This window comes from Alteromonas sp. AWM4_230 (genome assembly GCF_056158305.1).
Genome location: NZ_JBSWTB010000001.1, coordinates 4,427,864 through 4,441,174, shown reverse-complemented (window position 1 = coordinate 4,441,174; position 13,311 = coordinate 4,427,864). Strand labels below are relative to the sequence as shown.

The 13,311-nt window shown below is 44.4% G+C and carries 11 protein-coding genes; 8 read left to right on the top strand and 3 right to left on the bottom strand.

Annotation, left to right across the window (positions count from 1 at the left end; genetic code table 11):
• The first annotated feature begins 60 nt into the window (after nt 1–60).
• On the top strand, nt 61–930 hold the full coding sequence (gene trxA / locus ACXACS_RS19120; RefSeq protein WP_461853283.1) for a thioredoxin: 870 nt from the start codon (nt 61–63) through the stop codon (nt 928–930).
• A 58-nt stretch (nt 931–988) separates the two neighbouring features.
• Here the strand turns inward: trxA and ACXACS_RS19115 are convergent, their stop codons facing one another.
• Nucleotides 989–1,408, bottom strand: coding sequence for a hypothetical protein (locus ACXACS_RS19115; RefSeq protein ID WP_474808974.1), 420 nt, complete (start codon nt 1,406–1,408; stop codon nt 989–991).
• Nucleotides 1,409–1,672: 264 nt separating this feature from the next.
• Here ACXACS_RS19115 and ACXACS_RS19110 point away from each other — a divergent pair, with 264 nt between their 5' ends.
• The 6 genes from ACXACS_RS19110 to ACXACS_RS19085 all read left to right on the top strand — a co-directional run bounded on the left by ACXACS_RS19110 (nt 1,673) and on the right by ACXACS_RS19085 (nt 7,498).
• Nucleotides 1,673–2,851: an aminotransferase class V-fold PLP-dependent enzyme gene (locus ACXACS_RS19110; RefSeq protein ID WP_474808972.1), complete on the top strand. Its 1,179-nt coding sequence runs from the start codon at nt 1,673–1,675 to the stop codon at nt 2,849–2,851.
• A 145-nt stretch (nt 2,852–2,996) separates the two neighbouring features.
• On the top strand, nt 2,997–3,179 hold the full coding sequence (locus tag ACXACS_RS19105; RefSeq protein WP_071816877.1) for a DUF2065 domain-containing protein: 183 nt from the start codon (nt 2,997–2,999) through the stop codon (nt 3,177–3,179).
• A 282-nt stretch (nt 3,180–3,461) separates the two neighbouring features.
• The gene (locus ACXACS_RS19100; RefSeq protein WP_025256721.1) at nt 3,462–4,760 is read left to right on the top strand and encodes an adenylosuccinate synthase; all 1,299 of its coding nucleotides are present in this window, start codon (nt 3,462–3,464) and stop codon (nt 4,758–4,760) included.
• 314 nt (nt 4,761–5,074) lie between these two features.
• Nucleotides 5,075–6,481, top strand: coding sequence for an aldehyde dehydrogenase family protein (locus ACXACS_RS19095; RefSeq protein ID WP_474808970.1), 1,407 nt, complete (start codon nt 5,075–5,077; stop codon nt 6,479–6,481).
• 11 nt (nt 6,482–6,492) lie between these two features.
• Nucleotides 6,493–6,909 carry a VOC family protein gene (locus tag ACXACS_RS19090; RefSeq protein ID WP_474808968.1) on the top strand — a complete coding sequence of 139 codons (417 nt, stop codon included), beginning with the start codon at nt 6,493–6,495 and terminating at the stop codon, nt 6,907–6,909.
• A gap of 118 nt (nt 6,910–7,027) precedes the next feature.
• Complete coding sequence (locus ACXACS_RS19085; protein ID WP_474808966.1) at nt 7,028–7,498, top strand: LabA-like NYN domain-containing protein; 471 nt, start codon at nt 7,028–7,030, stop codon at nt 7,496–7,498.
• Nucleotides 7,499–7,731: 233 nt separating this feature from the next.
• Here ACXACS_RS19085 and ggt read toward each other — a convergent pair whose 3' ends face one another.
• Both ggt and ACXACS_RS19075 read right to left on the bottom strand, forming a co-directional pair.
• Nucleotides 7,732–9,450, bottom strand: a complete 1,719-nt coding sequence (ggt, locus tag ACXACS_RS19080) for a gamma-glutamyltransferase (RefSeq protein WP_474808964.1) — start codon at nt 9,448–9,450, stop codon at nt 7,732–7,734.
• 76 nt (nt 9,451–9,526) lie between these two features.
• Complete coding sequence (locus ACXACS_RS19075) at nt 9,527–10,903, bottom strand: Na+/H+ antiporter NhaC family protein (RefSeq protein ID WP_474808962.1); 1,377 nt, start codon at nt 10,901–10,903, stop codon at nt 9,527–9,529.
• Between the two features lie 220 nt (nt 10,904–11,123).
• Between ACXACS_RS19075 and ACXACS_RS19070 the strand changes: the two genes are divergently transcribed.
• Nucleotides 11,124–13,226, top strand: a complete 2,103-nt coding sequence (locus ACXACS_RS19070; RefSeq protein ID WP_474808960.1) for a glycoside hydrolase family 3 N-terminal domain-containing protein — start codon at nt 11,124–11,126, stop codon at nt 13,224–13,226.
• The last annotated feature ends 85 nt before the right edge of the window (nt 13,227–13,311 follow it).

Sequence of the window (13,311 nt, the reverse complement as noted above, 5' to 3'; positions counted from 1 at the left end):
TGTAATTTTACAGCGCCTGCCCCATATTCCTCTCAATACAAGAAATTAAAGGCCTGCGTTATGGAAAATCTCGTTGCAAATAGCCAAGCAACCATCGTGGATATTACGGTAGAAAACTTTCAGCAAATTATTGTAGAAGCATCGCAAGAAAAACTAGTGCTTATCGATTTCTGGGCTGACTGGTGCGAACCCTGTAAAGACCTAATGCCCATACTAGAAAAGCTGGCAGGTGAATATAGCCAGCATTTGATTTTGGCCAAAGTAGACTGCGAAGCACAGCAAGAAGTGGCTGCTCAGTTTGGTATTAGAAGCCTACCAACGGTAATGGTGGTGCAAAATGGTCAGCCCGTCGATGGCTTTGCAGGTGTACAACCTGAGCAGCAAATTCGTGAAATGCTGGATAAATATTTGCCAAACCCAGAAGATGATCTACTTGCCACTGCAGGCAAGGCAATCCAACAAGGGGATTATGCAGAAGCATTGCCAGCGGCAAAAGAAGCCTTAACGCTTAACCCTGATAACGTAAACGCTAAGTATATGCTTATTGATTGCTACGTTGAGACGGGCTCTATCGATGCAGCTAAAGCTTTGCTTGAAGAGATTAAGCTGGTAGATCAAGACTCTCGCTATAAGAGTTTGGCGGGCAAAATTGAACTTGCAGAACAAGCTGCAGATACGCCTGAAATACGCCAGCTTCAAGCGGCAGTAGAAGCGAACCCTGATGACCTGCAGCTTAAGGTTGACTTAGCTGTACAGTTGCAGCAAGCGAACAAAGCACAAGATGCCCTAGAGCTTCTTTATACTGTATTAAAGAAAGAGCTTGGCTTTGGCGATGCCAGAAAGTTAATGATGGATATGATGAACGCACTCGCTGACGGCGACCCGCTTAAGTCAGAGTATCGTCGTAAAGTCTATAGCTTGTTGTACTAAGCCTATTCGGGTTTTAGCGTTCACCGTAACGCTAAAACCATCTCCTTGGGCTAGAAAACTAGCAAATAGGTGAAAACCCTTCTTTATGCAGCCAGTTAAGTGCCTCGAAGTATTTTTCAAAATACTCCCGTTCATAGTTGCTCGTTTCAAAATCACGTTGGTTTGATGGATGGGTGCGTTCCAGCTGAGCACGCTTGACCATTCCGCTATCTAGCACATACGCTGAGCGACTAAGCCCTTTCGAAATATTCACCTTTATTGCATCCGCTAAACGGGTCTGACATTCCGGCGTAGATAATACCCAACGGCGTCCGTCCATTAAGGCAGCCCAAGGCTTATTGTCGAACCTATCAATAAGCGCATGCATCTCTTCAATAAAATACTCGGTTGTTTTAAGGTTCCACGCCCCAGTAGCAAACACCTCAAGAACGTTACCTGAGACATCCAATGAATAATTTCCGTATTTAGGGAAACGCATAAAGTACCTTTAATGTGTGTCTGCGTGGAACAGATGGAGCTTGCTAACTAGACTTACAAAACTAACTCACCTCTATAGGGTATAGCAGAGTTTTCCAGTTTTGCAGTGGGCGTATGTATATAAGAAATAACATTAAGCGCAAGGATTTGGGCAAAACTATTTACACCTATTTTGTAAATAAATGTTTTGCTGTAGGCGCAGGTTCATGCGAAGTATGCTGAAGTTTGATAGGGTTTAAGCGGTTTTTATTTTAGGCAATAAAGCATGGCATATCAGCAGTTTTATACAGGATTTCTCAACGCTAGCAAAGGTAAACAGCATTATGCGTGTCACAGCCATTATTTTTGGCCAGACTGTACGCGCGAGGCAATGCTTGATTATTGGGATGACAGCGCTAAATACGTAGACGAAAAGTGGGGGTATTTTTTCCAAACTTTAGTACCGGAACTACAGCAGCGCATTAGCAAAATACTGAATACTGGCGCGCCTCAGCAAATCGTTTTTGCGCCAAATACTCATGAATTGCTTTATCGTATTATGAGCTGCATCGATAGTGCTGCCCCTTATAAAGTGGTGTCGACAGACAGCGAGTTTCACAGTTTTCAGCGCCAAGCGAGTAGGATGCAAGAGCAGGGTGCGATAGAACTTATTACCGTATCTACTAAACCCTACGATACGTTTGCGTCGCGCTTTAAGGCCGCCATTGCCGAACACGATCCCGAGCTAGTTTTCTTTAGTCAGGTCTTTTTCAATTCTGGTTATGTGGTAAACGACGTTTCAGATATTGTACATAGTGTGACTAACGACAGTACCCTCGTAGTAGTTGATGGCTATCACGGCTTTATGGCAAAGCCTACTGACCTTGCCGATATTGCTCATCGTATTTTCTATCTTTCAGGTAGTTACAAATACGCACAGGCGGGAGAGGGGGCGTGCTTTGCCCACGTACCGTTGGGCTGTAAGCTAAGACCCACGTATACCGGCTGGTTTGCCGAATTTGGCGAGTTAGACAAACCCCGCGAGACGGGCGGTAAAAATGACGTTCAATATAGTTTAGATGGTATGCGCTTTGCCGGTGCCACTATGGATTTTACGGCGCTCTACAGGTTAAGAGCTGTACTTCGCATGTTTGAAGAAAATAGTTTAGATGTTGCCGCGATAAATGATTACGTAATGCGCATGCAGCGAACATTTTTAAAAAAGCTTGCTGGCTGCAATCATCCGTTACTCAATGAAAAGCACTTAGCCGTTAACAATGAAATGAATCGGGGTCATTTCCTTACCTTTGAATTAGATAATGCCGATGTGACAAAAGCCCTTGCTTCAAAGCTTAAAGCACATCATATTCTTACTGACTTCAGAGGTAACCGGTTACGCTTTGGTTTTGGCCTATACCATACACCCGAATACATTGATTTACGCGCGCTTTCGGAAATACCTTAAAAGGTGTTAGTTCGTTACAGGAAAGGCAGCAAACAATGTCGCGAAAGATGTGGCGAACTCATTAACAGCGCAGTTATCAACGACATGCTCATTGAAAGCATGCTCTTTAAGAGCACAGTACTTTCACGGCTTTAAGGATAAATTTATGGAGTGGCTATTACCCGCTTTCGCTTTGGTACTTATAATCGAGGGAATAGGACCGCTGCTTTTTCCGAATAAGTGGCGTAATTATTTGCTTCAAATTAGTCAGCAACCGAGTAATCAATTGCGTCAAATTGGCGGTACCCTTGTGATAATTGGCGCGCTACTGCTTTTTTATTTCAGTTAATGTTGGAAGAAGCTTTTTTCTGAGCTGCGCAGTTTAAGGTTGACCGCCTGTTCAGGTTTTGCGCTAGCTAAACTTTAGAATGCTATAAAAATTAGCGCTTTAGGAAATATGTTTTATAAAACAATAAGCCAAGCCTTATTTTAAAAAGCCGCCGGCGACGGTTGGGCATCTTTATGTTTTCAAAAATAAAAATCAAATAGTCGTATTTTTGTTCGAAAAAGAGATGATCCTTGCCCTAGAATTTTGTAGAATCCCCGCCTAATTTTCTTACACATATGATTCATGGCAAAGAACGTTGTGGTACTCGGCACTCAATGGGGTGACGAGGGTAAAGGCAAGGTCGTAGACCTACTCACTGATCGCGCAAAATATGTTGTTCGCTACCAAGGCGGACACAATGCAGGTCACACTCTAGTAATCGACGGTGAAAAAACCGTACTTCACTTAATTCCATCAGGCATCCTACGCGATAATGTTACCTGTATTATTGGTAACGGTGTCGTGCTTAGCCCAGACGCACTAATGAAAGAAATGACTATGCTTGAAGAGCGTGGCGTTCCAGTGCGCGAGCGATTAAAGATTAGTGAAGCTTGTCCGCTTATTCTTCCTTATCACATTGCACTTGACGTAGCGCGCGAAAAAGCCCGTGGCGCAAAAGCAATTGGTACAACGGGTCGTGGTATCGGTCCTGCTTATGAAGATAAGGTAGCTCGTCGCGGTTTACGCGTAGGCGACTTATTCAACGCCGAAGACTTCGCTGCAAAGCTGAAAGAAGTACTAGATGTGCATAACTTCACACTTACCCAATACTATGGCGAAGAAGCAGTAGACTTTGATGAAACCTTGAAAGGTGCAATGGAAGTTGCTGACATTCTTAAAGCAATGGTCGTTGATGTAACTGACGAACTAGACAAAGCGCACAATGCAGGTCTACCTATCATGTTTGAAGGTGCTCAAGGCACACTTCTTGACATCGACCACGGTACGTACCCTTATGTAACCTCGTCTAATACTACCGTTGGTGGTGTCGCAACAGGTGCTGGTTTCGGTCCGCTTAAGCTAGATTACGTATTGGGTATCGTAAAAGCATACACTACGCGTGTAGGCTCAGGCCCTTTCCCTACGGAACTAGATTGTGAAGTAGGTCAACACTTAGGTGTTAAAGGCCACGAGTTTGGTGCAACTACAGGGCGTAAGCGCCGTACTGGTTGGTTCGACGCAGTTGCAATGAAGCGCGCAGTACAAATTAACTCTATTACCGGGTTCTGCTTAACGAAGCTTGACGTACTAGACGGTCTTGAAAGCCTTCAAATTTGTGTTGGCTACAAAGATGCAGACGGTAATGTGAAAGACGTTCCACCTATGGCCGCTGACGGTTACGAAAAAGTAACGCCAGTATATGAAGAAATGCCAGGTTGGACAGACAACACCTTTGGTGTAACTGAGTTTGAAGCCCTTCCACAAGCGGCGAAAAACTACATTAAGCGTCTTGAAGAGCTAACAGGTGTGCCGGTTGATATCGTTTCAACAGGCCCTGACAGAAACGAAACTATCGTTTTACGCAGCCCTTACGACGCGTAATAGCAAAGCGTTATATACTGTCTAAAGCCCGGTGTTTACTGGGCTTTTTTATTGCTGACAAAATTTACCTCTTTTTCACTTGCCTCTATCACGCCTCATTTTTCGGCGCCTGCATTTCACGCATATAAAATCTACTTGTACCCTCTAATATGTAGTCGCATTAAACATTAATTAACAATTTAGTTGCGTTGTCTTCGAACATCCCTATTAATATAAGATAGTATCAGTTAATTATTACGCTGCTTTACCCGTCAACAATATCAAAGAGAGTCATCGAATTGTTGCAGTGGGTGTTATGCTATCGGAGCCTTCTTATGCCAAATAAACCTTCTCTTCACGCAGTGGAAACCGGTGTGTGTTTCGTTGATGTTGTTCATAAACTTAATGATAGTTTCGATACAGGGAAAACTCAGTCCCTTGAGTGGCGAAAAAGCCAGTTAAAGGCATTGGAAACCTTACTGAAAGACAACCAGCACGACATTTTACAGGCCCTTAAAAATGACTTGGGCAAATGTAAAACCGAAGCTATGGTGGCTGAGCAAGGCTTTCTGCTTTCTGATATTAAGCATACCCTTAAACACTTGGACAAATGGGCAAAGCCGCGCAAAGTATCTACGCCTATGGTGGCGTGGCCAGGCAAAAGCTTTCGAAAGCCAGAACCCCTTGGCACTGTGCTTATTATCGGAGCATGGAATTATCCGCTCCAGTTACTGCTTGCCCCTTACATTGCTGCCATCGCAGCGGGGAACTGTGCAGTATTGAAACCCTCTGAATTGGCTGAAGAAACCTCGTCGCTGGTGGCTAAGCTTATCCCTCAATATATGGATAATTCATGCGTTGCAGTAATAGAAGGCGGTAAAGATGAAGCGACGGCGCTTCTTGCCTGCAAATGGGACCATATTTTTTACACCGGTGGTGAAGTGGTGGGCAAAATTGTCATGAGCGCCGCGGCCAAACATTTAACGCCTGTAACCCTTGAACTTGGCGGTAAAAGCCCTTGCTTTGTAGATAAGAATACAAATCTTGCCGTTACCGCGCGCCGTTTAGTGTGGGGTAAATGGATGAATGCAGGGCAAACCTGTATTGCGCCTGACTATGTCATTGTTGAAAAGGGCTTTGAGCAAAAGCTTATTGATGCGGTTAAAAAAGAGCTGAAAAAGCAATACGGCAAAGCGCCTTTATCGTCACGAGATTACGGCAATATCGTTAATCATCGTCACTTAAAGCGTCTTGAAAGTTACCTTGAAAACGTCAATGTGGTGTATGGCGGCGAGCTAGATGAGTCTCGTCCAGCCATGGCGCCTACCCTTGTACTAGAGCCTTCGTTAGATAGCCCGCTAATGAAAGAAGAGATCTTCGGCCCTATCCTACCTATCATCACTGTCGACAACATGGAGGCGGGCATTAAGTTTGTGAACAGCAGGCCTAAGCCACTTGCCCTTTATGCATTTAGTGATAAGGACGATGTACTTGATAATATTATCAGCAAAACCAGTTCAGGCAGTGTGTGTACTAATGACACTATGCTGTTTATGACTAATCCTGAGTTGCCGTTTGGTGGCGTAGGGAATAGCGGCATGGGTAACTATCATGGCCAAGCAGGTTTTGATACATTCAGTCATATTAAAACGGTAATGAAACGTTCATTCGCCCTCGATGTATTCTTTCGATATGCGCCGTTTTCAAAGTTTAAGCTATCGTTACTTAAGAAGTTTTTATAACAGGAGTTTTCATGGTTCAACCTTTTCACCTTGCCATTCCGGTCACTAATTTAACCGACGCAGAAGCGTTCTACGGTGAGTTGTTGGGGTGTGAAAAGGGCCGCAGTGACACCCAGTGGATAGACTGGAACTTCTTCGGACATCAGCTAGTGACCCACTGTGTAGAAGCTATGCCGTCGCCGCCTGCCTATAACGGGGTAGACGATCATGCCGTGCCGGTGCCGCATTTTGGCGTTGTGCTAACCATGGATGATTGGCAAGCACTAGCAAGTAAGCTAGAGGCCTCAAATACTGAGTTTATTATTGCACCTTATATTCGCTTTAAAGGAAAGCCCGGTGAACAAGCCACTATGTTTTTCAAAGACCCTTTCGGCAACGCGTTAGAGTTCAAAGCGTTCGCCGATATTTCTCAGCTTTTCGCTAAGTAAAACTTTTCTCTTCGTTTAGAAAAAGCTAGCGCTTTTTCCACTTTGGTTTTTGGTTTTACTAGCAAAAGGCTATAACATCAGAAAACATTAACCGAGTAAATCGATAAAGAGAGTGGTTTTGAAAAAAGCTTTAGTACTGGTAGACGTACAAAACGTGTATTACACGTGCCGTCAGGCGTACAAACGTAACTTTAATTACAACCAGTTTTGGCGTGAACTTAGCTACAACTTAGATATAACCCATGCTTTTGCATATGCCATCGACAGAGGCGACAGCAAGCAGCGAGAATTTCAAAACATTCTTCGCGCTATTGGATTTGAAGTAAAATTAAAGCCTTTTATTCAGCGCGCCGACGGCTCGGCAAAAGGTGACTGGGATGTGGGTATAACGGTAGATGCACTTGAACACGCCGACGATGTTGATGAGATCATTCTGGTGTCGGGCGACGGCGATTTCGATATTCTTGTAAACGCCCTTAAAGGAAAAGGGAAAACCGTAACGGTGTACGGTGTTCCTGCACTAACGGCTGAAAGTATTCAAAAAGTGGCGTCTAAGTATGTTCCAATCGACGCTGCATTATTGCTGTAAACACACTAGCAGTTTCGCCAGAGTTGATGCGATATTTAAATAGGCCAACTGTGGAATACTCCACAGCTATCTCCTCTGAAAAAGGGCTGTATGAATACTGAAACCACTTGAAGTTCCACATTTCCATCAGCCCTTTAGCTAGTAGCCATAAGTTCTCAGTCATCATTGCTTCGCCTTTAAAGCGCTGAGCAAATACGGCTTACCCTAATATGGCTTACATTAATACTGCTGTGCTAATAAGGCTGGACAAGGCTCTTACCTCGTCCGCTTTTTTCAGATGCGGCTTCTACACCCTCTTTAGTACGCTTAATTAAATGCACATCACCAAAGCGACGGTTATCTATGGTATAGCCCATTGCTTTAAGCTCATTTACCGTTGCCTCTGTAAACCCGTCGTGCATACGAATGGTGTCTTTGGGCAATAGCTGGTGATGAAAACGTGGTGAGTTCACGGCTTCTTCAGCGCTCATATCGTAAAGCAAGGCATTCAATAGCGACTGAGTTACTGACGAAATAATGGTAGTGCCGCCAGGAGAGCCTGTTACCAGTACCACTTGGTCGTCTTTAGTGACCAGTGTTGGCGTCATAGAAGACAGCATGCGCTTGTAAGGTTCAATAGCATTCGCCTCACCACCTACAGCACCAAAAAAGTTTGGCACACCAGGCTTAGCACTAAAATCGTCCATTTCATCATTCAACAAAAAGCCAGCACCAGCCACAACAACGCCACTACCAAAAGTAAGGTTGATGGTTGTGGTATTGGCAACAGCGTTACCCCATCTATCCATAATCGAGAAGTGAGTAGTATCTTCGCTCTCTTTCAAGCCCGGCTTAACGCTTGGCGTATCAGAAATGCTGTCAGGCTGAATATCTGCTGCGCGTTCGATAATGTAGTTAGCGTCAGTGAGCGCTTTTACCGGAACACTAACAAAGTCAGGATCGCCCATGTATTCAGCGCGATCGGCAAACACACGCTTGCCTATTTCAGACATAACGTGAATATATTCAGTGCTGTTTTGCGCAGGCAAATCGTGGTTTGCATCATAGGCTTCTAGCATGCCAATCCATTGCGCTACGGCAACACCACCCGAACTTGGAGGAGGTGCGGTCACCAGCTCATAACCTTGCCAGTTTAGGTGAAGAGGTTTGCGCCACACGGCTTTGTAAGCTTGCAAATCTTCGTAGGTAATAAGGCCGCCATTTTGCTGCATAAAATCAACAATATGTTTTGCTACATCGCCTTTATAAAAGCCATCCTTTCCCTGTTGCTGAATAGCTTTAAGTGTTTTTGCTAGCTCAGGCTGCTTAAAAGTAGCGCCCGCTTTTGCATCTGCAAAGTATTCACTGAAATTGTTGTCGATGCCTTTTTCTTGGGTGCGCGAAATATAGCGGGCAATGTTGTTTGCTAATTTTTCATGCACCACAAAGCCCTGTTCAGCCAAATCAACGGCTGGTGCGAGTAGACGCTCCCAATCCAATGTGCCGTATCTTTTATGCGCGGCCCACATACCTGCAACGGTACCAGGAATGCCAGACGCTTTAGCCCCAAACAAAGACTCATACGGTTTTACATCACCTTGCTCGTCAAGATACATATCGCGGTGAGCTTTTTCAGGCGCCATTTCACGGTAATCAAGAAAGTCGGTACTATCTTCAAACTTTATTGTCATAAAGCCGCCGCCGCCAACGTTACCCGCCTCTGGCAATGTTACGGCTAAAACAAACTGAGCAGTAATAGCCGCATCAACGGCGTTGCCGCCTTCCTGAAGTACCTGCATCGCAGCATCGGCGCTATAGCTGTCAGGCATGGCAACGGCCTGCTGACTTAAGCCTACGGCATTTTCTCCAACAGTATTAACAGTGTCGTTTGGCGAATGTGAACATGCTGCCACTACTGAAATAAATGCCACTATCATCGAGATAAACCCGATGTTTGCTATCCGTCTTTTCATTAAAAAACTCCTTGCTACAGATATTGCTAACACCTTGATATTAGCAATCGGCTACCAACAAACGTTAGTCACGTGTTTAGCCAAGCATGACTAAGCTTGCAACAAAATAGGCAATAAGCGTAAGTGCGCCGGCAAATAGTGCATAAGGGAACTGTGTTTTAACGTGCGTTAATACGTCAGTACCCGCAGCTAGCGAAGATACGGCTGTGGTATCGGAAATAGGCGAACAGTGATCGCCAAATATACCGCCACCCAATATAGCGCCAATAACCAAAGAAGGAGGCAACCCTAAACTCTGAATTAGTGGTACACCAATAGGTATAAGGATGGCGAACGTACCCCACGACGTGCCTGTGGTAAACGACATGATCCCGCCAGCAATAAACAACATGGGAACAATCAGCACCATTGGAAGGTATTCACCCACTATTCCTGCCACGAATACGCCTGTTCCTAGCACCTTAAGGCTATTGCCTAAGGTTAATGAAAGTAACACTATGGTAACTAGGGGGAGTAGTTCACCCATCCCTTTAAAACCGATGTCTACCGCTTCTTTATGAGTAAAACGTTTATGGACGAGAAGCAGACCGTAGGCAATAGCAGTGGCAAGAGCCGTAGCATAAAGAACTGATTTACTGCCGCTGCCTTCAGACAAAACGCCGTTGCCTGTCCAGAACATGAAGCCAACCATACTCAATACCATCACTAGCAGCGGAACCAGCATAAATCGCGCTTTAGTGGCAGGCTCAGTCGTGTGATTTACCTCAACATGAGACAGTGCTTTTTCTTCTTCAGCCATAGGGCCGTGCACTTTATCAGCCGAAATTGTATAAGCCACAATAAGTAAGGTGAAAATAGCATAAAAGTTAAAAAATACGCTGCCCCATAAAATGGAAGCTGACGAAGCGGGTAGTTCGTAGGCATCTAGCAGGCTGAGTATAAAAGCGCCCCAACCGTTTAATAAAATCAAAATACAAACAGGCGCGCTGGTGGAATCAATGATGTAAGCTAAACGTGCGCGGCTCATGTTGAAACGATCAAATAACCCTCGGGCGAATATACCAGCAGTAAGAACGCTCAAATTCGATTCTATGAATACTGCAATACCAGTAAACATGGTTAAACCGCCTACTTGTTTACGGCTTTTCGCTACGCCCTTATTAACCAGAAAGTTAACGGTTGCCGTTACGCCACCAGAATCACGAATAAAAGCCAGTAATGCGCCTACTAGAACAGAGAAAATAAGCACCCGCGTGTTACCTGGGCTAGCAGCGGTATCAACCACACGTTCTATGGCATTAATAGGGGCCATATAGCTAGTTGCGATATCAGCATTGACCAAAATTAAGGCTTCAGCAGACAGTACGGCCAGCGCCAATGCTAAGATAACTTCTTTTTTCCAAAAAACGACGGCAATAGCCACAAGAGGGGGGATGACTGACATCCAATCCATACTTCTTTCCAAACTTAAATTTATGTGTGCTTAGGACCTGCTGCTTTAGATTGTTTTCTTAAATTCAGCGTGTCCTACAGGTATGTCTTTTCACGTCGCATATTATATAAACTAACGCGTAAGAGAAGGAGTGAATACAGTTCAAAGTTGGCGAACATGCTTCTCTCATTTATGCTAGCGTACCGTATTGTGCTCTGTGTTACCAAGGATTAGATAAACATTGTTATTCCAGCAAGTTATTTGTAAAAAGCGTGCTTCTGTATTGGGCTTAAGTCATTTTCTTTCAGGCATTTTAGTTTTATTTAGTGTCGGCATTTTTGCTGCTAGCGCAACGGCAAACTCATTAAGCGTTGACGCATCAAATCCGGGTGCCGTAAATACAGCGTTGCCCAAAATTAATACCAAGAAGGTCAGCGCTAAAAAGGCTGGCGATGACGGGGCTAGTGAGGAATTGACTAGCGCGAAAACGATTAGTGCCGAAGCTATTAGTGCCGAAGCTATTAGTGCAGTAAAGAACATGCTTGGGCAAAAGATTATTTTGGATTTTCGCTATTTTTGTGAAGACGGCACACCATCATCGCGCTGTCGCACGCCTATGACCGAAATTCCTCCTTCGCTTTTAAGTGTGCTCAGTACACACAACATAGGCGGTGTTATTTTGTTTTCGGAAAACATTCAAAATGCCGAGCAGTTAATTACGCTTAATTACACCATGCAGCAGCATATGGTAAAAGCAGGTCGCCAGCCGCTATTTATTGCTGTAGACCAAGAAGGAGGAAGAGTAGCGAGATTGCCTTCAGATATGCTTTCGCCGTTTGCAGGTAACATGGCTATAGGTGCTACCTTTCATCAGCGGGGCCATGCCTTTGCCCAAAGCGTAGCATCGCACATTGGCCAAACGCTGTTACCTCTAGGGGGTAATACTAATTTTGCGCCGTCAGTGGATGTAAACAGTGAGCCAAAGAACCCGGTTATAAACGTACGCAGTTTTTCTGAAAAGCCAGAGCAGGTGGCGGCACTCGGACAAGCGTTTGTAAGTGCAATGCAAAGTACGGGAGTCTTGGCTGCTATTAAACATTTCCCAGGTCACGGTGATACCCATGTGGACAGCCACAGTGGCTTACCGCAAGTCACCCATACCAAAGCTCAGGCTATGTCGGGGGATATTCTTCCTTTTGCTAATATCATAAACAGTGCAACCCCGCCTGCAATGGTTATGAGCGCACACATTCAATATCCGTCGTTAGATGATACTGAAATTGCAGATAAAAATGGCAAGCTACAAATTGTTCCCGCTACCTTGTCGAAAAAGATCTTAACCGACATGCTTCGCAAGCAGCTAGGGTATAAAGGCCTGGTCGTTACAGATGCTTTAGATATGGCTGGTATTACTCAGTTCTTCTCACATGAAGAAGCTCTCGTTCGCGCATTTAGTGCCGGTGCGGATATTGCGCTCATGCCTTTCACCATAAGAAATAAAACAGATATCAACGCATTCTCAAAGCTTTTAGATAATGTGGCAGTAAGACTTGTAAATAAGTCATCAGACCCATTCTTGGAAAGCGCTTTCTTGATGTCTTCCTATAACCGCATTCTTAAAGTAAAACAACAGTTTACTTTAAAAAAATTCGTATCCAAGCCTGTATCTTGGTGGCTTAATGAAGCAAAAGAAAACGCATCGATTGATAACCCTAACAGTCTAAAAAATAAAGGAATTCAAATTGAGAAAGCGCTTTCTAAGGCTTCGGTTTCGGTGCTGTTCGGAAAGGGGAAACTTCCGCTAACATCAACGCGTTGGCTTGCGCTAATGCCTGATGCCGCAAGGTGTTTAGCCTTTGAAAGTGCACTGATACGAGCAAGTTCAAAGAGTACTAATAAGCCCCTAGAATTTGCTTGTTTAGCCTTGACGGCATTGCCAAAAAAACAGCTTGCTATGATGCTTTTAAAACAGGCAGAAGTGCTAGTGGTGGGTAATATTAGTCCGCTTCACGCGAACTATGAGTTAGGTGGGCTTGATCTACCTGAACATGTGAAGCAGCGCGCAAGTGAAACTGATGTGATGGAATTTAGCAAAATGATTATGACTGCTGCGAAAACACAGAACAAAACCGTGGTTTTTGCTCCCCTACGTATGCCGTATGATGCAAATGACCTCAAAAATGTGGCAGACATTGCTATTGCGACATTTAGTTATGCAATAAGCATAGACAGTCAAGGTGATAAGGACGGTAACAAAGTTACCAGCTATAGTCTGAACGCACTGGCTGATGTTTTAGTTGGTAATTCAGTTGCTGAAGGTCGTGCACCCGTTTCGTTAGAGTAGCTTTCACTATACCTAAAAGCGCCAGTTTGACCGACAATGTGAAAGGCTAGTTTAAAGGTGCTTCTTTAGACAACCTTAAAGGAAA

Coding starts and splice junctions, on each gene's coding strand:
- ACXACS_RS19110 (WP_474808972.1), top strand. CDS start 1,673: ATGGCATATCAGCAGTTTTATACAGGATTTCTCAACGCTAGCAAAGGT.
- ggt (WP_474808964.1), bottom strand. CDS start 9,450: ATGAAAAGACGGATAGCAAACATCGGGTTTATCTCGATGATAGTGGCA.
- ACXACS_RS19105 (WP_071816877.1), top strand. CDS start 2,997: ATGGAGTGGCTATTACCCGCTTTCGCTTTGGTACTTATAATCGAGGGA.
- ACXACS_RS19095 (WP_474808970.1), top strand. CDS start 5,075: ATGCCAAATAAACCTTCTCTTCACGCAGTGGAAACCGGTGTGTGTTTC.
- ACXACS_RS19075 (WP_474808962.1), bottom strand. CDS start 10,903: ATGGATTGGATGTCAGTCATCCCCCCTCTTGTGGCTATTGCCGTCGTT.
- trxA (WP_461853283.1), top strand. CDS start 61: ATGGAAAATCTCGTTGCAAATAGCCAAGCAACCATCGTGGATATTACG.
- ACXACS_RS19100 (WP_025256721.1), top strand. CDS start 3,462: ATGGCAAAGAACGTTGTGGTACTCGGCACTCAATGGGGTGACGAGGGT.
- ACXACS_RS19090 (WP_474808968.1), top strand. CDS start 6,493: ATGGTTCAACCTTTTCACCTTGCCATTCCGGTCACTAATTTAACCGAC.
- ACXACS_RS19115 (WP_474808974.1), bottom strand. CDS start 1,408: ATGCGTTTCCCTAAATACGGAAATTATTCATTGGATGTCTCAGGTAAC.